This window comes from Candidatus Symbiopectobacterium sp. NZEC127 (assembly GCF_025962675.1).
In the GTDB taxonomy this organism is placed as follows: domain Bacteria; phylum Pseudomonadota; class Gammaproteobacteria; order Enterobacterales; family Enterobacteriaceae; genus Symbiopectobacterium.
Genome location: NZ_JAGFPG010000007.1, coordinates 27,625 through 49,861, shown reverse-complemented (window position 1 = coordinate 49,861; position 22,237 = coordinate 27,625). Strand labels below are relative to the sequence as shown.

Sequence of the window (22,237 nt, the reverse complement as noted above, 5' to 3'; positions counted from 1 at the left end):
CACAACGGGGGCGTTGTTCCAACGAACAGGCTATACGGATGCCAGAAAGACAGATGCCAGAAAGCAAAAAGCGGCTGTTCCTGAGGAACAGCCGCTTTTCACAGAAAGTGGTCGGCGAGAGAGGATTCGAACCTCCGACCCACTGGTCCCAAACCAGTTGCGCTACCAAGCTGCGCTACTCGCCGAAATACTTTTTTCAACGTTATCAGTGTAAACACACTGAATGTTGATGACGTTCGTTGGTGCGAAGAGAGGGACTTGAACCCTCACGTCCGAAGGACACTAACACCTGAAGCTAGCGCGTCTACCAATTCCGCCACCTTCGCATACATTCACGAACATCTGAATCTGGGGTGGCTAATGGGACTCGAACCCACGACAACTGGAATCACAATCCAGGGCTCTACCAACTGAGCTATAGCCACCAATGTACTGCTTACAACTAACGATAAAACCGGTACTTCCCTTACGGTGAATTGTACCACCGCAGCTCTTGCACACAATGAATGGTGCGCCCGACAGGATTCGAACCTGAGACCTCTGCCTCCGGAGGGCAGCGCTCTATCCAGCTGAGCTACGGGCGCATAGCGCCGTTGCGGGTGGGGATAGTACGGATTTAATCTCTGCCTGTCTAGTGCTTTTTTTATCGAAATGATGCGTTTGCTTATGCTTTGCGCATTTCGTATCGAAAACACACAGCCAGTGACTCTCCCCACCCATTAATCAGGCTTCGGGTGCCGTTAATGCCTGTTTTTTACGCCCTTCCAGCACGGCATAAATCACGCTAACGGCGGCGAGAAACGCGACGCCGACCAATAATGACATCCGCGTGTCTTCATTGATATACATACCCACCAGTACACACAGCAAAAAGGCCATGGTCAGGTAGTTCACCCACGGAAACAGCACGGATTTGAACGGATGACCCGCCAATTGCGCCTGATGCTGCTGACGAAAGCGTATTTGGCTTATCAGCACCACAAACCATGGCACCATGCCCGGCAGCACGCTGGCGCTGTAGACATAGACGAACACTTTTTCCGGGTTGGGAATAATGTAGTTTAGCGCCGAGCCTAGCAGCAGACAAACAATAGAGACAGCAACACCTGCCGCAGGCACGCCGCTGACCGTGACTTTACCTATCCAGGCCGGTAGCTGACGGTTGTTTGCCAGTGAATAAAGCATACGCCCACAGCTGTACATCCCGCTGTTACAGCCTGAAAGCGCAGCGGTCAGCACCACAAAGTTGATGATACCGGCTGCGGCGGTAATCCCGATTTTGGCAAAGGTCAGCACAAACGGGCTGCCAGCGGTGCCAATTTCATTCCACGGGAAAATGGTGACGATGATAAAAATGGCACCCACGTAGAAAATCAGAATACGCCACAGGATGTTGTTAATCGCGCGACGCAGGGTAATTTTAGGGTTCTTGGCTTCACCGGCGGTGATCCCGACCAGCTCAACGCCCTGATAAGAGGCCACCACCAGACACAGCGCAAACAACAACCCTTTCCAACCACCGGCCAGGAAGCCGCCGTGCTCGGTCAAATTGGCAAAGCCGGTCGCCTGACCATGGTTACCAATACCAAAAAAGATAATGCCAACGCCGACCACAATCATCACGATAATGGTGGTGATTTTAATCATGGCAAACCAGAATTCGATTTCACCGTACAGACGCACTGCGGCCAGGTTGGCCAGCGCCACCAGCGCCACGCACACGATAGCGGGGATCCACTGCGGCAGTTCCGGGAACCAGTACTGCACGTAAACGCCGATAGCGGTGATTTCGGAAATCCCGACCGCCATCCACATAAACCAGTAGCCCCAAGCGGTGAGATAACCAAAGAACGGGCTCATGTATTTATGCGCATACACGGCAAAGGAGCCGGTGACCGGTTCCATATAGAGCATTTCGCCCATTGAGCGCATGATAAAGAAAACGAATATCCCGGCGACGATATACGCCAGCAGCACAGACGGCCCGGCCCACTTCAATGCGCTCGCCGCGCCCATAAACAGCCCAACGCCAATCGTTCCGCCAAGCGCGATCAGCTCAATATGTCGCGCCTCAAGCCCGCGGTGAAGCTTGCCTTGTGATTCTTCCTCGTTAGCCATAGATCCTCAGTCTTAAATGTTGTGTTTTCCTCCCGGTTTCATACCGGGTTGTAGTGTGCCCATCCCGCTTTCGAGCGGGTTAGTGCATTTTCGGCAGCATATCCTTCTGCATTTTTTCCTGATTAGCAAATAGTCATTTAAAATCAAATGGGAATAACAATTTTGTTTTAAGAGCCGATTGTCATAACAAATAGCGATGGCTAGGCAGAGCGTAACGCCGTTACAGGCGTCCGCTAAAGTAGTAGGCGAGGAATTTTAATAGCTTAATCTGACGCGTAATGCGGCTGGGTTGGCTCAACAGCCGGTAAAGCCATTCAAGCCCTAAGCGCTGCCACGCCAGAGGCGCGCGTTTCACGTGTCCAGTGAAAACGTCGTAAGTGCCTCCCACGCCCATATACAGCGCCTGCGGATGGTAACGACGGCAGTCACGCATCAGTATCTCCTGGCGAGGGGATCCCATGGCAACCGTAACGATACGCGCCCCGCTGGCGCGCACCCGCTCAAACACCGCATCGCGCTGTTCCTGCGGAAAATAGCCATCCTGGCTGCCGACGATATTCACCTGCCACTGCGCCCGCAGTTTCTCTTCGGTCTGGCGCAGTATCGCCGGTTTTCCGCCCAGCAAAAAAACCGGGGTGCCTTCCGCACCGGCTTTTTGCATCAGCGCTTCCCACAGATCGGCCCCGGCGACACGCGTTACCTCCGCCTGCGGATATTTACGCCTGATGGCGCGCACAATACTGATGCCGTCGGCATACTTGTATTCGGCCTCGGCAATCAGATCCCACAGCGGTTTATCCTGCTCGGCCGCCAACACTTTCTCGGCATTGATTGCCACTAACGTACCGGTTTTTACCTCTCCCTCGGCAAAAAGGTAGGCCAGACAGGCGGCTTGATCCGCAAACCCGTGCAGTGGGATATTGCGAATGCGATAAAGCGGGACAGAAGCGGGGTTTTCCATGAGGGTTCCTTATGGCGTATCCGGAGTGTGTGGGGCCAAGGTGGCCGCTACGGATGGCGAACGCGCCCAACGCTGGCGAATCAGGCCCGCACGTTCAAACAGCCAGTACAGCAACTTCGCCACCAGCACGCACAGCCCAAACACCAGGATAAAAAACACCACGCGTGACACGAAAGCATCGCCGCCTTCTCGCACCAGCACCATCAGGTTAAAGATGGCACCAAAGCAGAAACTTTGCAGCACCGCCGCGCTGTAGCGATTCTGGCTGCGACGGCCCGATTCATACAGGGCATCAAACCACTTGACGATCAGGCCCACCACAATGGCGCCGAGCGGAATAAACAGCACGCCACCCATCACCACCAGCGATCCCAGCAGCGTCGGCGAAATCGCCAACCCGGAGTGGTTATTGAGCACTTCCCAGGTGAAATAGTTAGCGCTGTTGAGCACCAGATTAGGGCGCGCGGGCCACAGCCAGGACGGAATAAACACGTAAAAATCACGCACGATAGGGGCTAGCCCTTGAAATTCGATGTCATCGTAGTGTTGCCACAGCAGTGCCAGATTTTCCCACGGAGAGAAGGTGTCGCGCGTCAGATACAGGAAGGTGTAAAACGCCTCCGCACCGCTCACGTCCAGACTGTAGCGCTTTAACGCCAGCCAGAACATGGCGGTAACGCTCACCGCCCCCGCCGCCACCAGCATCCACAGCGTGATCCAACCGCGCTGGATGCCAATAAACAAGAACAGGGCAAAAGCGATAATGATATTGGCTCGCGTACCGCCGACAATCAGATAGGTCAGTATTCCGAACCCGACGGTGCCCACCAGAAACAGCAGCCAGGCGCGGCGCGTCTGGTGCAGGAAATAAACCACCAGCATCGCGGGGATGAAGAAATAGAAGAAGCGCTTTAAGGCGACACCGGATACTTCGCTGGAAAAAATCTGGCTGTAGGAGCGCAGTTTAAACAGCAAAAAACCGTTGTTGATAAAGAAGATAGCCACTGTTACCACGGCCACCAGCGCCAGCAATAGCCACGTCAGGTGCGTTTCAACGCGATTCATCACGAGCCATGACTCACCGGGCGGCCTGCGCTGCGCCCTCAGCCGGGTTTTATAGGTCACGTAATAGATGGCGTAAAACGCGGTGGCCGACAGCAGCGCCTGAAGCAGATAGGTCGCAGGCACCACCGCCACATTGAATTTAAACGCCAGCAGGCAGGTAAAAGGAAAACCGAAATAAAACGTCAGCAGAAACAGGATGGAGAACAGTACGTTAAAGTTAAAGCGTACGCGACGAAACTCCTTCCAGGTCAAAAAAAGAATAAAGCAGACGGCAAACAGATACACCACGACCAAGCCGCCGAATTCACCCTGTGTCATCGTTTCGTCTCCGCCGCCAACGTCAAGGCATCGTGCCAGCCTTGCTGATAGTTAGGCTGGAAGAACGCGATGCGACGTTGATCCACGCTCGCGAGCTGGCGTTGCGCTTCACGCACCACCGCTTCCGTCAAAGTATCGCCGTAAAACAGCACCGGTAAATGCTGTTCGGCCAGATCCTGCCAGAAGGGGTTCTGTCGACTGATCACAAAGGGCACCCCGCACTGAATCAGCAGGCAAAGCGTACCAATGCCTTGCTGACGCGGGAAGATAAATACGCCAAGATCGCAACTGCGCAATAGGTTCAGGTAATCGTCGAACGCCAACTGCTCACGCAGCAACTGAAACTGTTTCGGGCCAAACAGCGTTTCACCTTCCTGCGCCACCTGATTGATATAGTCTTGGTTGTTGGCGGGATATCCCATGGGGACAATCACCCGCACCTGCGACCCCAGTTGCTGATGAATGGCCCGCAGCGCTTCGATGTGCCGATTGCTGCTATCGCCGGAATTGCCCACCAGCACCGTCATCGGCCCGGCCAGCGGTTTGGTCACGGTTTCTTCCGTCAGCGCCGGATTCATTTTGGTGGGGAAGTAAAGCAGCGAGGCAGGCACGTCAGCATGCCGCTGCCGATAGAAATCCAGATCACCACGCGTGGCAAAGACATGACCTATCCGTCCCTGCGCCATGCGACGCAGCAGGTAAAACACGCGATGCTTCCACTGTGTGGCCTCTTCATACAGATCCGCACCCCACACATGCCAATAGGCCTGGGCCGGTTTGATACGTCGCCCCAACAGCGCCAGCCAAATCCACGGATTGAACTGTCCGTGGAAAAAGAACCGCGTCTGCCGATCGGCCCGCGCCCGCGTCACCACCGCCTGCGCCAGCGCGCGTTTATCGGCATAGCAGGTTAAGGTCAGCCCCGGAAAAGCCTGCTGCAAGCGTTCATCACCGGATACCACCATAAAATGCGTGACCACGGGCGCAGGCAGCTGCGTTGCCAGCACGTCGTGGAAGAAGCGCAGCAGCGTCTGGTTATGATGCGGGATATCCGATCCCAGCACGTGAATCAGTGTCGTCATGGTCGCCTACGATAAATAAGAAAAACACAACAGCACAGGAAAAAGTAAACCACATAGGTCCACATATAGGCTTGCGTGGCCCCCAATGCGCCGTGGCGCGGAATCAACCACTGGGAGAAACCACTCAGCAACAGAAACTGGCTCAGTTCCGCCAGCAGATAAAAGCGCAGCGCCGCTTTGGCAATCACCAGATAACCAAAGACATAGGCCCCCACTTTCATCACATCACCCACCAGTTGCCAGGCAAAGAGATCGCGCATCGGCACAAACTGCGGGGAAAACAGCAGCCAGATAGCCACATCGCGCAATAACCAAATCGCGAGACTGGCGGCAGCCACCGCCGGGAAAACAAACCGCAACGCGCGGCCTACTTCTCGCGCAATCGCCGGTTTTTCCTGCAATCGCGCCAGCGTCGGTAGCAAATAGACCGAAAACGCCGCCGTGATAAATTGCAGGTAGGCATCGGATATCGTGCTCACCCCCTGCCACAAGCCGACCGCATCCCACCCGGCATGCGCCGCGAGCAGGTTACGCATCATGATATAGGCGACGGGCACCGTCACCGCCGTCATCACCGCCATCAGGGTAAATTTGCCTAACTGCGTGGCAAACGCGCGGTCCCATAGCGGACGCAGATGCTGCCAACGCAAGGGGGTGCGCCGCCACAGCAACACACCGGCGGGCAGCGTAATCAACGCCGGTACCAGCGCCAACCCGACCAACGCACCGGCGTACCCTCCCAGCAAAAAGCAGGCAACAAACGCCACCAGCCCAATCAGGCTGCCGCTGACAATCGCCAGTGCGTTGCCCTGTGCGTCCCGATACCCTTTCAGGATAGCCAAAAAGAAGTTGGCGCAGGCAATGCCCATTTGCAACAGCGCCAGCAGGCGGATCACGTCACGATAGCGATCGTCGCCAAACAGCGCCGTGGCTATCGGCCCGGCCGCCAACACAAAGAGGAGCGCTAACGCCGATGAAAAGAGCGCAATCAGCGTCGCTGACGTCCCCAACACCTGTCGCAACGGCTCAGGCTCAGGCTGATGGCGCGCCACCAGCATGATCACGCCATTAAATATTCCCGCGCCTGACAGCACGCCCAACACGGTGATCAGTTGGCGGTAATTCCCCGCCAGCCCCACGCCGCTCGGACCGAAGGACACCGCCAGCAATTTGATCACCACCAGGCCAATGGCGATTTTGACCAGCGTCGAACCCGCCGTCCATAAGGACGCTCTTGCCAATGACATATCAGGAAAAGAAACTCAGGATGGTGTTGATCACCGTGCGCTGATTGATATCAGACAGATTGTAAAACAGCGGCAACCGGACCAGCCGCTCGCTTTCCCGCGTGGTATAACGGTCTTCCCCGGAAAACCGCCCGAAGCGCAGTCCCGCAGGTGAGGTATGCAGCGGAATATAGTGGAACACCGTCAGAATTTCCGCATCCTTCATGTCGTGAATAAACGCAGCGCGATCGTCAATATCGCGCAGCTTGAGGTAAAACAGATGCGCATTGTGCTGGCAGTGTACCGGCAACGTGGGCCGCGTAACACGCCCGGCCTCCGCCAGCGGGCGGAAGGCGTCATAATAGTTGTGCCACAGGCGTAAACGGCGTTCGTTGATGCGACCGGCTGCTTCCAACTGCCCCCACAGGTAGGCAGCCTGAATATCCGCCATCAGGTAGCTGGAGCCGATATCGCGCCAGGTATATTTATCGGCCTGACCGCGAAAGAACTGGCTACGGTTGGTGCCTTTTTCGCGGATGATTTCTGCCCGCTCGACCAACGCCGGATCGTTAATCAGTGTGGCACCGCCTTCACCGCCGGACGTGTAGTTTTTGGTTTCGTGAAAACTAAAGCAGCCAATGTGACCAATCGCCCCCAACGGACGCCCTTTGTAGCGCGCCATCACCCCTTGCGCAGCATCCTCCACCACCCACAGATCGTACTTTTCCGCCAGCGCCATAATGGCGTCCATCTCGCACGCCACACCGGCATAGTGCACCGGCACGATGGCACGGGTCTTGTCAGTAATCGCCGCTTCAATCTTGCTTTCATCGATGTTCAGCGTATCCGGGCGCACATCGACATACACGATGGTTGCCCCACGCAGCACAAAGGCATTGGCGGTAGAAACGAAGGTGTAGCTGGGCATGATCACTTCATCACCCGGCTGAATATCCAGCAGGATGGCCGCCATCTCCAATGATGCGGTACAGGAGGGGGTTAACAACACTTTCTTGCTGCCAGAATAGTGTTCCAGCCATTGTTGGCAACGGCGCGTAAAACCGCCGTCACCACACAGCTTGCCGCTGCTCATGGCGGCCTGCATATAGTCCAGTTCAGTACCCACAATCGGGGGAGCGTTAAAGGGAATCATGCGGTCTCCTGTAAAACCAATGCGCCGTATCATGAATCTGCGCGCCGCAGCGTTGATAAAGGCGCAGCGCGCGCGTATTACCCAACTGAGTGGACACCCACAGATGTGCCACGTGCCGCTGTTGGCACCAGTGCCTTGCCAGCGCCATAAGCGGCATGCCCACACCGCCGGATGCACCCGGCCACGCGGCCAGAAGGCCGATGCGCGCCCGATCCGCCTGCGTCTGGCGCAGCGTCACCCAACCGAGTGGCGCACCCTGCGCGTTAAGTGCGATCAGGCAAACATCGTCAAAGGTGCCACGCACCGCGTTTTCCACCCATTGCGCATAAAAACGACCGCTGTCCGTCATGCGATACCAGGGTGCGCGAAACCGGCTGTGCGAAAAAACGCGCGCAGCAGCCTCACGCAACGGCGCAATATCCGCAGTATCCGCCACGCGCCAGGCCGGAAGCGCCACCTCGCCAGAATCGATGGGCAGGCAAAAATCCACTTCGCTCTCTGCCAGTTGGAAACCTGCGGCAGAGAGCGCATCGACAGTCGCCAGATCGCTGGCAGAAACCTTGGCCTGCACCACCGCATAGACGTTCAACGCCGCGGGCGTTAGCGCTGGCGCATCATCACTGAACGACAGACGCGCGCTGGGGAGGGCGAAAAAATCGCTTTCCCACGCCAACGGCAACACATGGGCACAGATCGTGGCTGTCATCGCCTCTCCTGTCATGGCTTGCACGCTACTGTTACTGACACAGGGGTGCGATAAACGCGTCGATTACGCGTCCAGCCCCAACCGTTCTCCGGTATAGGAGCCATCCTGCACGCTGCGCCACCAGGCTTCGTTATTCAGATACCACAATACCGTTTTACGCATACCGCTTTCGAACGTCTCCTGCGGTTTCCAATCCAGCTCCTGCGCCATTTTGCTGGCATCGATGGCGTAGCGCATGTCATGGCCGGGTCGGTCAGTCACATAGGTAATCAGATCGCGATAATGGGTGACACCCGCCGGTTTTTGCGGCGCCAGTTCTTCCAGCAGATCGCACAGGGTATGCACTACGTCGAGGTTTTTACGCTCGTTATGGCCACCGATATTGTAAGTTTCCCCGACCTCACCCGCCGTCACCACGCGGTAAAGCGCACGCGCATGATCTTCAACAAACAGCCAGTCGCGGATCTGCGCACCGTTGCCATACACCGGCAGCGGCTTAGCGGATAACGCGTTGAGGATCATCAGCGGAATCAATTTTTCCGGGAAGTGGTAAGGACCGTAGTTATTGGAGCAGTTGGTGATGATCGTCGGCAGCCCATAGGTGCGCATCCAGGCGCGTACCAGATGATCGCTGGAGGCTTTGGATGCGGAATACGGGCTGCTGGGTGCATACGGCGTGGTTTCGGTAAACAGATCGTCCGTGCCGTGCAGATCGCCAAACACTTCATCGGTAGAAATATGGTGGAAACGGAAGGCGGCTTTTTTCTCGTCATCCAGTGCGTTCCAATAGTGACGCGCCGCTTCCAGCATCTGATAGGTGCCGACGATATTGGTTTCAATAAACGCCGCCGGACCATCAATCGAGCGGTCAACGTGACTTTCTGCCGCCAGATGCATCACCAAATCCGGCTGATACGTGGCAAAAACCCGATCCAACGCGGGACGATCGCAGATATCAACCTGCTCGAACGCGAAACGATCGCTGGTCGCCACCGGGGCCAATGACGCCAGATTACCGGCATAGGTCAACTTATCGACCACCACCACGCTGTCCTGCGTTTCCGTTACCAGATAGCGCACCAGCGCTGAGCCAATAAACCCTGCACCGCCTGTCACCAAAATACGTTTCAACGCCATACTCCTTTCGTGTCTACAATCCACTGTTGTTTTATCTTTTCAGGTTCTATCGCGCGGAATACGCGGTGATCGACCAGCATCACGACCACATCCGCCTCACGCAGCGCCGTCGGCAATTCCGCCAACGTGACCAACCCGGTCAAACGGGGCGGCAACGCCGCCACATTGGGCTCCACGGCCAGCGTCGTGCCACTGTGCCACTGTGCAATCATCTCGGTAATCCCGACCGCCGGGCTTTCGCGCAAATCGTCAATATCTGGCTTAAAGGCCAGCCCAAAACAGGCGATGGTCACGTCGCTGGCGCGTTTGCCGCTCTGTACCAGACAATCCGCTACCGCCATTTTGACGCGATCGACCACCCACAGCGGCTTGCCGTCGTTCACCAATCGCGCCGTGTGTATCAAACGTGCCTGCTGCGGGTTTTGCGCCACGATAAACCACGGGTCTACCGCGATGCAATGACCGCCAACGCCGGGGCCAGGCTGAAGGATATTCACACGCGGGTGACGATTCGCCAGACGAATCAGCTCCCATACGTTGATACCCTGTTCGGCACAAATCAGCGACAGTTCGTTGGCAAAGGCGATATTCACGTCACGGAAGCTGTTTTCCGTCAGTTTACACATCTCGGCCGTGCGCGCATCGGTCTCCACGCACTCGCCTTCAAGAAAGATCTTGTACAACGCGCTGGCGTGCGCGGCACAGGCTGGCGTCATGCCGCCAATCACCCGGTCATTTTTCACCAACTCCACCACCACCTGACCGGGCAACACGCGCTCCGGACAGTAAGCGATATGGATATCGGCATCGTCCCCCGCGTGCTGCGGGAAGGTCAGATCGGACCGGGCTTCGGCCAGCCACGTCGCCATCTGCTCCGTTGCGCCAACCGGACAGGTGGACTCAAGCACCACCAGCGCGCCGGGTTGCAGCACCGGTGCAATCGACGCAGCCGCTGCCTGTACATAGCTCAAATCCGGTTCATGACCCTCTTTAAACGGCGTCGGCACGGCGATCAGGAAGGCGTCCGCCGCCTCGGGTTTGTGGGTTGCCGTCAAATAGCCGTTGTCCACGGCGGCCTTCACCATGGCTCCCAGATCGGGCTCGACAATATGAATCTCACCGCGATTAATGGTTTCCACCGCGTGCCGGTTGACGTCCACACCAATCACCCGCTTTTTCCGTGAGGCAAACGCGGCCGCGGTCGGCAGACCGATATAGCCCAACCCAACCACCACTATTTTATTAATTGTCATTGCGTTAGTTGTCATGGTGTTCATTGTCATGGCGTTGCTCATTGTCGTGTGATCAAAGTGTGCTTCAGTGCGGCAATAATACGCTGACAGGCAGTGCCGTCACCGAACGGGTTATGCGCCCGGCTCATGGCCTGATATGCCGCATTGTCGGTCAACAGTTGCGACACTGCGTCCAGAATCGTCGCCACTTCGGTGCCAACCAGCCGCACCGTTCCCGCATCCACGGCTTCGGGCCGCTCTGTCGTTTCACGCATCACCAACACAGGCACGCCCAGCGAGGGCGCTTCTTCCTGAATGCCGCCAGAATCAGTCAAAATCAAGTACGACCGGTTCATCAGGTAAACAAACGGCAAGTACTCCTGCGGCGCGATCAGAAACACGTTATCAATACCGCTCAAAATACGGTTTACCGGCTCACGCACATTCGGATTCAGGTGCACCGGATAGAGAATCTGCGCTTCCGGGTGGCGACGGGCAATGCTTGCCAACGCCGTACAAATACGCTCGAAACCGTCGCCAAAGTTTTCACGACGATGCCCGGTGACCAGAATCAGTTTTTTATTCGCATCCAGAAAACCGTAGTGGGTATCCAAGGCGTGGCGCAATGTTTCATCGCCAAGAATTCGATCGCGCACCCAGAACAGCGCATCGATAACCGTATTTCCTGTCACCAGGATCTGCCGGTCGCCAAGATTTTCACGCAGCAGGTTATCACGCGCCCGCTCGGTTGGCGCAAAGTGGTAGGTTGCCAAATGGCCGGTCAGCTTACGGTTGGCCTCTTCAGGCCAGGGCGAGTAGAGATTGCCGGTGCGCAACCCGGCCTCCACATGTGCGACGGGAATACGCTGATACAGCGCCGCCAGGCTGGCGGCCATCGTGGTGGTGGTATCACCATGCACCAACACCAGGTCAGGTTTGAAGGCCGTTAACACGGGCTCCAATCCTTCCAGAATGCGACACGTGACCTCACTCAACCCTTGGCCCGGCTGCATAATGTTCAAATCATAATCCGGCGTAATAGCAAATAAACGCAGCACCTGATCCAGCATCTCCCGGTGCTGGGCTGTTACGCATATTTTCGATTCAAAGGCTTCATCTTGAGCCAGGGCATAAACCAGAGGGGCCATTTTAATGGCTTCTGGGCGGGTGCCGAAAATAGTCAACACTTTCACAATGAATCTCTTTCATCAGGTTAGGGGCTGCCCTTTCAGGCGGCGTAAACGGTCAATCCACCCGTCGCTGAGATTTACAGCGAACCAGTGCAATACCCGCCCCGGTCAGTGCACCGATAGCGCCCCACATCACCATCAAGAACAGGCGACGCGGACTGTCTCGCTTCACCGGCTCCTCCGGCGTGCGCAGATAACGGTAGGTCTGCAATGCCGCGTCGAGCTGTGGCTCAACGCTCAATGTCGCCAACATGGCGCGGTTTTGGTCATAATCGATGTCGTAGCGCGGACCACTGGCCTGCAAGGACTCCAATTGCGCCTGCAACATCGGCCGCCCCAACAGGAAAAGCTCTGAGGGCGGCAATTCTTGTGCGGGGGTATCGGTCTGGCTGCGGCTGATCCCCTGCTGTTGCGCAATCTTTAACGCCATCTTCACGCTATTCAGGTCGCGATCGAAAATGGCCTGCGCGACCGCTTCCTGACGTTGGATCTGCGACTGCAAAAAGACCTTACGTGCCGCCCAGGCGCCGGTTAGCTCACCGTTAAGGTGTTGCGCTGCGCGCTGACTGGCAAACTCGATATATTGACGCAACAGCCGATTGGCGGCGGCCGCGTTGTCCACCGTCAGGCGCACGCTGTCGAAGGTCTTTTTGCCGTCGTCACGCGGGGTAAACTGGATATCGGCGATCAGTTCGTCCAGCAAGGCCGCGTCCGCTTTGGCATCACCTTCCTGATGCGATTTATAGTAGTCGCTCTGTAGCCAGAAATCGCGCCGGGTATCATACGCGGCAACCTGCATGACAAACTCATCGTAAACCTTGGCTGACACCGACAGCGGCTCGGGCGGCAGCGACGCGAAGGCTTTGGCATCCAGATTGCGCAAAAACTGCTGTTGCGGATAATAACCGCCCAGCCGCGTGACGCCGGGCCGATCGGTTATTGCCGTGGCGCTCCACTCTTGGCGTGCAAGATAGGAATACCCTAACGCCATCAGTGCGAAAGCCAGCGCCACGCCGGCAATCCAGAATTTGCCTCGCCACAACGCACCGCACAGGCCGCGAATATCCAGTTCATTCTCGATACCGGCACCCGCAGTATCAACGCGGTGATGGGCTTCGCCAGAGGCTCCGTTAGCAGGGTTTTCGTGTTTCATTACTTCCCCAAAGTGATGTGGTTTCAAGTTGAGTGTCGACGATCGTCGCTACGGCGCGTTCGACGCTTGATGCGTTTCAGAAAGCGCGCCACGCGCCATGCCCGTTTCAGGCAGTAGTCATAAAGCCCAAAGGCCAGTAAAAACAGCACCAACATGGCCCATTCGGGAATGAAAGAGAAATACTCTCCGGCCATGCCGATGCCCGCCAACAGCACCGCAGCTGCGGTGATCAGCACAAAAGCCTGATGCGGGGTAAATCCGGCGCGCATCAGTAAATGATGGATATGCTGGCGATCCGGCGCGAAAGGGCTCATCCCCCGGCGCAAGCGACGGTACATGATGGCCACCATGTCCATCAGCGGAATGGCGATCAGCCACAGTGCGGTTACCGGGTTAATCGGATGGTATTTGCCCTGGGTGGATTGCATCAGGATCCAGATGGCGGTGAACCCTATCATGGTGCTGCCTGCATCGCCCATAAACACTTTATAGCGGCGGCCAAAGAAACCGAGATTGAGCAAGATGTACGGCAGCGTGGCGGCAATCATGGCAAAGCACCACAGCGCCAGATTGTGGTGACCGTAACCGTAGAGCAGGATACCCATCGCGCCGAACGACACCACGGAAAGACCGCCGAGCAGCCCGTCGATGCCATCGACCATGTTAAACGCGTTAATCGCCGCCCAGACGGCAAACAGCGTCACCAGATAGCTCAACGGCCCCAGCACCATATCCCACGGGCCAAACAGCTCCCCCAGGTTGCGCAATGAGAGATGCGCGAACACCATCATGGCAATGGCAACCAGCGCCTGAACCAGCGCACGAATTTTGACACTGATATCAAAGCGATCGTCCAACGCCCCGACAAACACCAGAATTCCGGCACACAGCAGGTAAAAGCGGAAATGGGGAATGTAGTAGTCGGTTATCAGGAAGGTAAAGCACAGGCCAGCATAGACGGAAATGCCCCCCACCAACGGGATCAGCCCCTGGTGACGTTTACGCTGATTGGGACGATCGACAAGACCGAGCGGCCTCGCCACGCGACGGGCCAGGAATAGAAAAGCCAAAGAAAACAAGAAAATAAATAATAACTCTAGACGCATAGCGAGTAAGTTTACCGTTTATGGCTACAAGCCGCCGCAGGCTGCCACGGCGAAGCAGGGTTCGCCATAACAGGGCCGTTCACCACAACATCATTATGCGGCCGACGGTATCGCGCGGGCATGCACAGGGCAAGCGCGAGCGAAGAGGTTATGATGACGCCTTCAAATCAGTGCGTACCATAACGGAAAGCATGACGCCGGGACATCCTAGAATACTCTGGAAAAACACCCTGTAGTGTAAAGGTCGGTAAGTTCCTAAAAAAAAAAACGCCACGACCCGCGTGGCGTTTTCCCCGAGAACACTGCCGGCTTATGAACGCTTCATCATGTCGAAGAATTCATCGTTGGTTTTGGTCATTGCCAACTTGTTGATCAGGAACTCCATCGCATCGATCTCGCCCATTGGGTGAATGATTTTGCGCAGGATCCACATTTTTTGCAGTTCTTCGGAGGTGGTGAGCAGCTCTTCTTTACGGGTACCGGAACGGTTGTAGTCGATAGCCGGGAACACACGCTTCTCAGCGATTTTACGCGCCAGATGCAGTTCCATGTTACCTGTACCTTTAAACTCTTCGTAAATCACTTCGTCCATCTTCGAGCCGGTATCTACCAGCGCAGTGGCGATAATGGTCAGGCTACCGCCCTCTTCCACGTTACGCGCAGCACCAAAGAAGCGTTTCGGGCGGTGCAGGGCGTTGGCGTCCACACCACCGGTCAGCACTTTGCCAGACGCCGGTACCACGGTGTTGTAGGCGCGCGCCAGACGGGTGATGGAGTCTAGCAGGATGATAACGTCTTTTTTGTGCTCGACCAGGCGCTTGGCCTTTTCAATCACCATTTCGGCAACCTGAACGTGACGAGAAGCAGGCTCATCAAAGGTAGACGCCACCACTTCCCCTTTCACCAGACGTTGCATCTCGGTCACTTCTTCCGGACGTTCGTCGATAAGCAGCACCATCAGCACGCAGTCAGGGTGGTTATACGCGATGCTCTGCGCAATATTTTGCAGCAGCATGGTTTTACCGGCTTTCGGCGGTGCCACGATCAAACCACGTTGACCACGGCCAATCGGCGATGCCAAATCCAATACGCGTGCCGTCAGGTCTTCTGTCGAACCATTACCGCGTTCCATACGCAAACGTGAGTTGGCGTGCAGCGGGGTGAGGTTTTCGAACAGGATCTTGTTGCGGGCGTTTTCAGGTTTGTCGTAGTTAACTTCGTTGACTTTCAGCAAGGCAAAATAGCGTTCCCCTTCTTTGGGAGGACGAATCTTGCCTGAAATGGTGTCACCAGTACGAAGATTAAAACGGCGGATTTGGCTGGGAGAAACGTATATATCATCAGGGCCGGCGAGGTAGGAGCTGTCTGCGGAGCGGAGGAAACCGAAACCATCCTGCAAGATTTCCAGCACGCCATCGCCGAAAATATCTTCGCCACTTTTTGCATGCTGCTTCAAAATGGCGAAAATAATATCCTGCTTGCGCATACGAGCCTGGTTTTCCAGCCCCATGTTTTCGCCAAGAGTAATTAACTCAGAAACTGGCGTATTCTTTAATTCGGTAAGATTCATAGTGGTGGGTTCTTAAACTCGGGGTAAATCTCGAACAATTAACGTGAATGGGATGGCAAGGGTCACCGTGCCACTATCATATACCGCCCTCAATCACACCATTCCGTTTGGCTTGATACGTGAACGTGTTACACGTTGACCACGCAAGCCCGATACAAAACGACGGCAAGAGATCGAAGACACCTGAAACCAATTAATGTAATGCTTTAGATTGCCTGACCACGCTACGGATTCTTATGCCGTGTTTGTGCGATTTGTTGTCACGAACGGGCAGCGTTAAGGTATAGACAGCGAGTAATGCTATAGATTCAAACTTTCAGGCTTAAGCCTGCGAGGCTTAAACATAGGCAAGTACGATATGCAGTAATGATGAATCTAGCACGCTTCATGACGTGCGGCAAGCGGTCAATACGAGAAATCCTCACTGACCGCTTTGTGCGATGAAATAGCGTTGATAAACCTATCAGGCATTACAGATTGGTGTTCAAAAACTCTTTCAACTGGCCTTTGGACAACGCGCCGACTTTGGTTGCCGCCACTTCGCCGTTCTTGAACAGCAGCAGGGTCGGGATGCCGCGAATGCCGTATTTCGGCGCGGTCGCCGGATTTTCATCAATATTCAGCTTGGCAACGGTGATGCGACCTTCGAATTCATCAGCGATTTCATCGAGAATGGGAGCGATCATTTTGCAGGGACCACACCATTCGGCCCAAAAATCAACCAGTGTTGCCCCTTCGGCCTGCAACACGTCCGTTTCGAAGCTGTCGTCTGTCAGGTGAATAATTTTATCGCTCATTTTTTACTCCGCAGGATTATCTTTAGCGAGTTGGTGTAGCATTAACCAACAAAGCTTGACTTTATTTCACTGTATACGCTTTCGTAAAGCAATAGTTAGCTGATATTCTACCACACTATGAGCAAAACACACTTGACCGAACAGAAGTTTTCCGACTTCGCGCTGCACCCGCAGGTAATCAAAGCCCTTGAAAGCAAAGGGTTTTATAACTGCACGCCCATCCAGGCACTCGCACTACCTCTCGCCCTTGATGGCCGGGACGTCGCGGGTCAGGCGCAAACCGGAACGGGCAAGACGCTGGCATTTCTGGCGTCTACTTTCCACTATCTCTTGTCGCACCCTGCTTCGGCAGAGCGTCAAACCAACCAGCCGCGCGCGCTGATCATGGCTCCCACTCGCGAGTTGGCGGTGCAAATCCACGCGGATGCACAGGCGCTGGCCGAATCGACGGGCATGAAACTGGGTCTGGCTTACGGCGGAGACGGCTACGATAAGCAGCTTAAAGTGCTGGAGCAGGGTGTTGATATCCTGATCGGTACCACGGGCCGCTTGATCGACTACGCCAAGCAGAATCATATTAACCTTGGCGCCATTCAGGTTGTGGTGCTGGATGAAGCCGACAGAATGTACGATCTGGGCTTTATCAAAGATATTCGCTGGCTGTTCCGCCGCATGCCGCCTGTGACGCAGCGTCTGAACATGCTGTTCTCCGCCACGCTGTCATACCGGGTGCGTGAGTTGGCGTTCGAACAGATGAACAACGCCGAGTACGTTGAAGTGGAGCCGGAGCAGAAAACCGGACACCGCATCAAGGAAGAGCTGTTCTATCCGTCAAACGAAGAGAAGATGCGCCTGCTGCAAACGCTGCTGGAAGAAGAGTGGCCGGATCGCTGCATCATTTTCGCCAACACCAAGCACCGCTGCGAAGATATCTGGGGCCATCTGGCTGCGGACGGACATCGCGTGGGTCTGCTGACCGGCGACGTGGCGCAGAAAAAACGCCTGCGCATTCTGGATGACTTCACGCAGGGCAACCTGGACATTCTGGTCGCCACCGACGTTGCGGCGCGCGGTCTGCACATTCCTGCCGTCACCCACGTATTCAACTATGACTTGCCGGACGATTGCGAAGACTACGTGCACCGCATTGGTCGTACCGGACGTGCGGGCGCCAGCGGTTTTTCCATCAGCCTGGCCTGTGAAGAGTATGCGCTGAACCTGCCGGCCATTGAGCAATACACGGGCCATTCAATCCCGGTTAGCAAATACGATAGCGATGCGCTGATGACCGATCTGCCTGCGCCGAAGCGCTTGCCCCGCACGCGTACCAGCAGTGGCCCGCGTCGCAGTGGCCCGCCACGTCGTAGCGGCGCACCGCGCAGCAACCGTAAAAGACCGAGTTAAGCATCCATGCTAAATGCTTCCTCGCTGTATGCGGCGATCGATCTGGGCTCGAACAGCTTCCATATGTTGGTGGTGCGTGAGAGCGCTGGCAGCATTCAGACGCTGGCGCGCATTAAACGTAAAGTGCGTTTGGCGGCAGGACTGGATCGCGATAACCGCTTGTCACAGGAAGCCATGCAGCGCGGCTGGCAGTGCTTACGCCTGTTTTCCGAACGCTTGCAGGATATCCCTCAGACGCAAACCCGCGTTGTCGCCACGGCGACCCTGCGGCTTGCCACCAACGCCGATGAGTTTCTGGCACAGGCGCAGCAGATTCTGGGCTTGCCGATTCAAGTCATTAGCGGTGAAGAGGAGGCGCGCCTGATTTATCAGGGCGTGGCCCATACCACCGGTGGACCGGAAAAACGTCTGGTGGTGGATATCGGCGGCGGCAGTACCGAGCTGGCGACCGGAACCGCGGCGCAGGCCACGCAGTTACTCAGTTTGCCAATGGGATGCGTGACCTGGCTGGAACGTTATTTCAGCGATCGCACCCTGACGGCAGAAAATTTTGCCCGCGCGGAGCAGGCGGCGGGTGACATGATACGCCCCGTGGCAGCCCAACTGCGTGCACAGGGTTGGCAAGTGTGCGTGGGCGCATCCGGCACCGTACAAGCGTTGCAAGAGATTATGGTGGCGGCTGGCATGGACGAGCACATCACGCTCGACAAGCTGCGTGCCCTAAAACAGCATGCCATTGCCTGCCATAAGCTGGAAGAGCTGGAAATTGACGGCCTGACGCTGGAGCGGGCGCTGGTGTTCCCCAGCGGGCTGTCCATTCTGTTAGCCATTTTCCAGGAACTTGACATTCAGAGTATGACGCTGGCCGGTGGCGCACTGCGTGAAGGCCTGGTATACGGGATGCTGCACCTGCCCGTAGAGCAAGATATTCGCCAGCGCACGCTGCTCAATCTGCAACGTCGCTATTTGTTGGACGGTGAACAGGGCCAGCGCGTCAGCGCGTTGACCGACAATTTTTTGCACCAGTTGGCGCAGGATTGGCCGTTGGATCATCGATGTCGCGAGTTGCTGCACAGCGCCGGTTTTCTGCATGAAATCGGTCTGGCCATTGATTTTCGCAATGCTCCGCAACACGCCGCCTATCTTATTCGCAACAGCGATCTTCCCGGTTTTACTCCGGCACAGAAAAAACTGCTGGCTATTCTGGTGTTAAATCAGAGTGGTGCGCTCGATCTTCAGTCATTGAATCAGCAAAACGCCGTGCCCGCGCTGCCTGCGCAGCGCTTATGCCGTTTGTTGCGACTGGCGATTATTTTCGCCAGCCGCCGCCGTGATGACACCTTGCCTGACAGCATCTTGTGCGCAAGCGGCGATACCCTGCGTATCCAGCTACCCGCTGGCTGGTTGGCCGCGCATCCCCTGCGCGCAGAAGCGTTGGAGCAGGAGAGCCGTTGGCAAGGCTATGCCCACTGGCCGCTGGTGATTGAGGAAGCCGCGCAGTAACCGCGGCGCTACTCCTTGTCGCGCGCCTGCGCCAACTGTGCGCGCAGGTTCGCCAGATGGTTTTGCCCCTTTTGCATCCGCTCTTGTGCGCTGACCACTTTGCGTGCCGTTTCCCATTGCAGATCGTCCTGCGGCAGTTCCAGCAAGAAACGGCTGGGCTCTGGCCGCATCAGTTCGCCGTACTGGCGACGCTCTTTGCACAGGGTAAAAACCAGCTCACGTTGCGCCCGCGTGATGCCGACATAGGCCAGACGACGCTCTTCATCGACATTATCTTCATCAATGCTGCTCTGGTGCGGCAGTAACCCCTCTTCCATCCCCACCAGATACACATAGGGGAACTCCAGCCCTTTGGAGGCGTGCAGCGTCATCAGTTGCACCTGATCCACATCTTCTTCGCTTTCACCGCGTTCCATCATGTCGCGCAGGGTGAAGCGCGTTACCACCTGCGTCAGCGTCATCGGTTCATCGAGATCCGAGCCCGCCAGCATTTCCGTCATCCAGCTAAACAGCTGATTGACGTTTTTCATCCGCATTTCCGCCGCTTTCGGGCTGGTTGAGGTTTCATACAGCCAGCTTTCATAATCCAGTCCGTGAATCAAATCGCGCACCGCCGCCACCGGTTCCCGCTCAGCCTGCTGGGCAATTTCCCGCATCCAGTGAGTGAAGCGTTGCAGCGAGGAGAGCCCACGGCCAGACAGGTGCGCCTCCAACCCTAAATCAAAACTGGCGGTGAACAGGCTTTTGTTGCGCACATTGGCCCACTCTCCCAGTTTCTGTAGCGTTGCAGGGCCGATTTCTCGCTTAGGGGTGTTGACGATGCGCAGAAAGGCGCTGTCGTCATCCGCGTTGGTCAACACCCGCAGATAGGCCAACAGGTCCTTGATTTCCGGACGAGAAAAGAAGGAAGTCCCGCCGGAGATGCGATAGGGGATGCGGTTTTGCATCAGCATCTTTTCAAACAGCCGCGACTGATGGTTGCCACGATAGAGGATGGCATAGTCGCTGTACTGCGTCTTGTTGATAAAGTGATGAGCAATCAGTTCGCCCACCACCCGTTCCGCCTCGTGGTCTTCGTTGTTGGCGGTGATCACCTTCAGTTCACTGCCGTAACCCAATTCCGAAAAGAGCTTTTTTTCAAATACGTGTGGGTTATTGGCGATCAGGATATTGGCCGCTTTGAGAATACGGCCCGAGGAGCGGTAATTTTGCTCCAGCTTGATCACTTCAAGCTGGGGGAAATCCTGTGAGAGCAGCACCAGGTTTTGCGGGCGGGCACCGCGCCAGGAGTAGATGGATTGATCGTCATCGCCGACCACGGTAAAGCGCGCACGCGCACCGACCAGCAGTTTAATCAGCTCATACTGGCTGGTGTTGGTGTCCTGATACTCATCCACCAGCAGGTAGCGCAAACGGTTTTGCCAGCGCTCACGGACCTCTTCGTTGCGCTTGAACAGCAACGTCGGCAACAGGATCAGATCGTCGAAATCCAGCACGTTACAGGCACGCAAATGGTCGTGATACAGGCCATAGCAGTGCGCAAACAGCTTATCGCGCTCCGACTGCGCCGATGCCGCCGCCTGCGCCGGATCCATCAGATCATTTTTCCAGTTGGAAATGGTGGAGGTCAATTGCTGTAGCTGGGTTTTATCCCCTTCCAGCCAGGTTTCCGTCAGTTCATTGAGCAGTGCAGCCTGATCCTGATCGTCAAACAGCGAGAAGTTCGCCTTCATGCCCAACGCCGCGTATTCCCGTTTGATCACCTCCAGCCCCAAGGTGTGGAAGGTGGCGATAAGCAGCCCGCGCGTCTCCTTGCGCCCCAAGGTTTGCGCCACGCGCGCTTTCATTTCGCGCGCAGCCTTGTTGGTAAAGGTCACTGCCGCGATATGGCGCGCCTGATAGCCGCACTGGCGGATCAGGTGAGCAATCTTGTTGGTGATAACGCGCGTTTTACCTGATCCTGCGCCAGCCAGCACCAGACAAGGACCAGTGACAGATTCGACAGCATGTTGTTGACTGGGATTCAGGCGCATGACGTTCAGCTCGCAATAAAAACGGAAGCCGATTGTAGCAGAAAGCCACGCGGATCTTGATGGCCGGATTCGCCTTTACCGATCCACATCAGGCAGGCATCGTGCTACATTGCCAGCCATCGGCGTCGGCGTGAGGCCAGTTCAATTCACGCTTCTCAATCACATGAAAGGTATTCCCATGGCGAAAACGGCATCTGCACTGCATATTCTGGTCGATACGGAACAACAGGCGAATGATCTACTGGACCAATTGGCTCAAGGGGCAGACTTTCAGCAGTTAGCTAAAAAGCACTCCACCTGCCCGTCCAAACGGGATGGCGGCAATCTGGGCGAGTTTCGTCAAGGCGATATGGTCCCCCCTTTCGACAAGGCGGTATTTTCCTGCGATCTGCTGAAACCCTTTGGACCGGTAAAAACCCAGTTCGGCTACCACATCATCAAGGTGCTGTACCGTAACTAAGCGTTTTGGCAACCGAGCGTGCT

18 protein-coding genes and 4 tRNA genes are annotated in these 22,237 nt (G+C 56.0%); 3 read left to right on the top strand and 19 right to left on the bottom strand.

The genetic code is table 11. From position 1 onward, the window contains the following. Window positions 1-108 precede the first annotated feature (108 nt). From J5069_RS20250 to trxA, 18 genes are all read right to left on the bottom strand, one after another. Window positions 109-185, bottom strand: a tRNA-Pro gene (locus J5069_RS20250). 55 nt (window positions 186-240) lie between these two features. Beyond that, window positions 241-326 (bottom strand) — tRNA-Leu (locus J5069_RS20245). A 23-nt stretch (window positions 327-349) separates the two neighbouring features. Next, a tRNA-His gene (locus J5069_RS20240) sits at window positions 350-425 on the bottom strand. Between the two features lie 82 nt (window positions 426-507). Further along, window positions 508-584: transfer RNA gene (locus J5069_RS20235), tRNA-Arg, on the bottom strand. A gap of 139 nt (window positions 585-723) precedes the next feature. Further along, window positions 724-2,118: a bifunctional threonine/serine APC transporter ThrP gene (gene thrP / locus J5069_RS20230; RefSeq protein WP_264645556.1), complete on the bottom strand. Its 1,395-nt coding sequence runs from the start codon at window positions 2,116-2,118 to the stop codon at window positions 724-726. Window positions 2,119-2,338: 220 nt separating this feature from the next. Then, window positions 2,339-3,079, bottom strand: coding sequence for a lipopolysaccharide N-acetylmannosaminouronosyltransferase (gene wecG / locus J5069_RS20225; RefSeq protein ID WP_264645555.1), 741 nt, complete (start codon window positions 3,077-3,079; stop codon window positions 2,339-2,341). Between the two features lie 9 nt (window positions 3,080-3,088). Next, on the bottom strand, window positions 3,089-4,462 hold the full coding sequence (gene wzyE / locus J5069_RS20220; RefSeq protein ID WP_264645554.1) for an ECA oligosaccharide polymerase: 1,374 nt from the start codon (window positions 4,460-4,462) through the stop codon (window positions 3,089-3,091). Next, complete coding sequence (locus J5069_RS20215; protein ID WP_264645553.1) at window positions 4,459-5,544, bottom strand: TDP-N-acetylfucosamine:lipid II N-acetylfucosaminyltransferase; 1,086 nt, start codon at window positions 5,542-5,544, stop codon at window positions 4,459-4,461. The genes wzyE and J5069_RS20215 overlap by 4 nt, the downstream gene beginning before the upstream one ends. Further along, window positions 5,541-6,791, bottom strand: coding sequence for a lipid III flippase WzxE (gene wzxE / locus J5069_RS20210; protein ID WP_264645552.1), 1,251 nt, complete (start codon window positions 6,789-6,791; stop codon window positions 5,541-5,543). The genes J5069_RS20215 and wzxE overlap by 4 nt, the downstream gene beginning before the upstream one ends. Before the next feature lies 1 nt (window position 6,792). Next, on the bottom strand, window positions 6,793-7,923 hold the full coding sequence (gene rffA / locus J5069_RS20205; protein WP_264645551.1) for a dTDP-4-amino-4,6-dideoxygalactose transaminase: 1,131 nt from the start codon (window positions 7,921-7,923) through the stop codon (window positions 6,793-6,795). Continuing rightward, on the bottom strand, window positions 7,910-8,629 hold the full coding sequence (gene rffC / locus J5069_RS20200) for a dTDP-4-amino-4,6-dideoxy-D-galactose acyltransferase (protein WP_264645550.1): 720 nt from the start codon (window positions 8,627-8,629) through the stop codon (window positions 7,910-7,912). The genes rffA and rffC overlap by 14 nt, the downstream gene beginning before the upstream one ends. A 63-nt stretch (window positions 8,630-8,692) precedes the next feature. Beyond that, complete coding sequence (gene rffG, locus J5069_RS20195) at window positions 8,693-9,766, bottom strand: dTDP-glucose 4,6-dehydratase (RefSeq protein ID WP_264645549.1); 1,074 nt, start codon at window positions 9,764-9,766, stop codon at window positions 8,693-8,695. After that, the gene (wecC, locus tag J5069_RS20190) at window positions 9,757-11,019 is read right to left on the bottom strand and encodes a UDP-N-acetyl-D-mannosamine dehydrogenase (RefSeq protein WP_264645548.1); all 1,263 of its coding nucleotides are present in this window, start codon (window positions 11,017-11,019) and stop codon (window positions 9,757-9,759) included. Before wecC ends, rffG begins: the two co-directional genes overlap by 10 nt. A gap of 38 nt (window positions 11,020-11,057) precedes the next feature. Continuing rightward, window positions 11,058-12,191, bottom strand: coding sequence for a non-hydrolyzing UDP-N-acetylglucosamine 2-epimerase (gene wecB, locus J5069_RS20185; protein ID WP_264645547.1), 1,134 nt, complete (start codon window positions 12,189-12,191; stop codon window positions 11,058-11,060). 52 nt (window positions 12,192-12,243) lie between these two features. Next, window positions 12,244-13,341 carry an ECA polysaccharide chain length modulation protein gene (gene wzzE, locus J5069_RS20180; protein WP_264645546.1) on the bottom strand — a complete coding sequence of 366 codons (1,098 nt, stop codon included), beginning with the start codon at window positions 13,339-13,341 and terminating at the stop codon, window positions 12,244-12,246. 23 nt (window positions 13,342-13,364) lie between these two features. Beyond that, a complete protein-coding gene (wecA, locus tag J5069_RS20175) occupies window positions 13,365-14,447 on the bottom strand; it encodes a UDP-N-acetylglucosamine--undecaprenyl-phosphate N-acetylglucosaminephosphotransferase (protein ID WP_264645545.1) in 1,083 nt (360 codons plus the stop codon). Window positions 14,448-14,757: 310 nt separating this feature from the next. Then, entirely contained in the window at window positions 14,758-16,017 is a 1,260-nt protein-coding gene (gene rho / locus J5069_RS20170) for a transcription termination factor Rho (RefSeq protein WP_010283881.1), read from the bottom strand. A 470-nt stretch (window positions 16,018-16,487) separates the two neighbouring features. Next, window positions 16,488-16,814 (bottom strand): thioredoxin TrxA, encoded by a 327-nt coding sequence (gene trxA / locus J5069_RS20165; protein ID WP_196908155.1) that lies wholly within the window; start codon window positions 16,812-16,814, stop codon window positions 16,488-16,490. 117 nt (window positions 16,815-16,931) lie between these two features. Here trxA and rhlB point away from each other — a divergent pair, with 117 nt between their 5' ends. Then, on the top strand, window positions 16,932-18,218 hold the full coding sequence (gene rhlB, locus J5069_RS20160; RefSeq protein WP_264645544.1) for an ATP-dependent RNA helicase RhlB: 1,287 nt from the start codon (window positions 16,932-16,934) through the stop codon (window positions 18,216-18,218). Window positions 18,219-18,224: 6 nt separating this feature from the next. Then, entirely contained in the window at window positions 18,225-19,721 is a 1,497-nt protein-coding gene (gene gppA / locus J5069_RS20155) for a guanosine-5'-triphosphate,3'-diphosphate diphosphatase (protein WP_264645543.1), read from the top strand. 8 nt (window positions 19,722-19,729) lie between these two features. Here gppA and rep read toward each other — a convergent pair whose 3' ends face one another. Next, complete coding sequence (rep, locus tag J5069_RS20150; protein ID WP_264645542.1) at window positions 19,730-21,754, bottom strand: DNA helicase Rep; 2,025 nt, start codon at window positions 21,752-21,754, stop codon at window positions 19,730-19,732. 178 nt (window positions 21,755-21,932) lie between these two features. On the opposite strand from rep, the gene ppiC reads away from it, so the two are divergent. Further along, complete coding sequence (gene ppiC / locus J5069_RS20145; protein WP_264645541.1) at window positions 21,933-22,214, top strand: peptidylprolyl isomerase PpiC; 282 nt, start codon at window positions 21,933-21,935, stop codon at window positions 22,212-22,214. The last annotated feature ends 23 nt before the right edge of the window (window positions 22,215-22,237 follow it).

Bases quoted from the DNA above. Each gene is read 5' to 3' on its own strand.
- thrP (WP_264645556.1), bottom strand. From the start codon at position 2,118: ATGGCTAACGAGGAAGAATCACAAGGCAAGCTTCACCGCGGGCTTGAG.
- J5069_RS20215 (WP_264645553.1), bottom strand. From the start codon at position 5,544: ATGACGACACTGATTCACGTGCTGGGATCGGATATCCCGCATCATAAC.
- trxA (WP_196908155.1), bottom strand. From the start codon at position 16,814: ATGAGCGATAAAATTATTCACCTGACAGACGACAGCTTCGAAACGGAC.
- ppiC (WP_264645541.1), top strand. From the start codon at position 21,933: ATGGCGAAAACGGCATCTGCACTGCATATTCTGGTCGATACGGAACAA.
- wecA (WP_264645545.1), bottom strand. From the start codon at position 14,447: ATGCGTCTAGAGTTATTATTTATTTTCTTGTTTTCTTTGGCTTTTCTA.
- rho (WP_010283881.1), bottom strand. From the start codon at position 16,017: ATGAATCTTACCGAATTAAAGAATACGCCAGTTTCTGAGTTAATTACT.
- wzxE (WP_264645552.1), bottom strand. From the start codon at position 6,791: ATGTCATTGGCAAGAGCGTCCTTATGGACGGCGGGTTCGACGCTGGTC.
- rffG (WP_264645549.1), bottom strand. From the start codon at position 9,766: ATGGCGTTGAAACGTATTTTGGTGACAGGCGGTGCAGGGTTTATTGGC.
- rffA (WP_264645551.1), bottom strand. From the start codon at position 7,923: ATGATTCCCTTTAACGCTCCCCCGATTGTGGGTACTGAACTGGACTAT.
- wecG (WP_264645555.1), bottom strand. From the start codon at position 3,079: ATGGAAAACCCCGCTTCTGTCCCGCTTTATCGCATTCGCAATATCCCA.
- rffC (WP_264645550.1), bottom strand. From the start codon at position 8,629: ATGACAGCCACGATCTGTGCCCATGTGTTGCCGTTGGCGTGGGAAAGC.
- rep (WP_264645542.1), bottom strand. From the start codon at position 21,754: ATGCGCCTGAATCCCAGTCAACAACATGCTGTCGAATCTGTCACTGGT.
- rhlB (WP_264645544.1), top strand. From the start codon at position 16,932: ATGAGCAAAACACACTTGACCGAACAGAAGTTTTCCGACTTCGCGCTG.
- gppA (WP_264645543.1), top strand. From the start codon at position 18,225: ATGCTAAATGCTTCCTCGCTGTATGCGGCGATCGATCTGGGCTCGAAC.
- wzyE (WP_264645554.1), bottom strand. From the start codon at position 4,462: ATGACACAGGGTGAATTCGGCGGCTTGGTCGTGGTGTATCTGTTTGCC.
- wzzE (WP_264645546.1), bottom strand. From the start codon at position 13,341: ATGAAACACGAAAACCCTGCTAACGGAGCCTCTGGCGAAGCCCATCAC.
- wecC (WP_264645548.1), bottom strand. From the start codon at position 11,019: ATGACAATTAATAAAATAGTGGTGGTTGGGTTGGGCTATATCGGTCTG.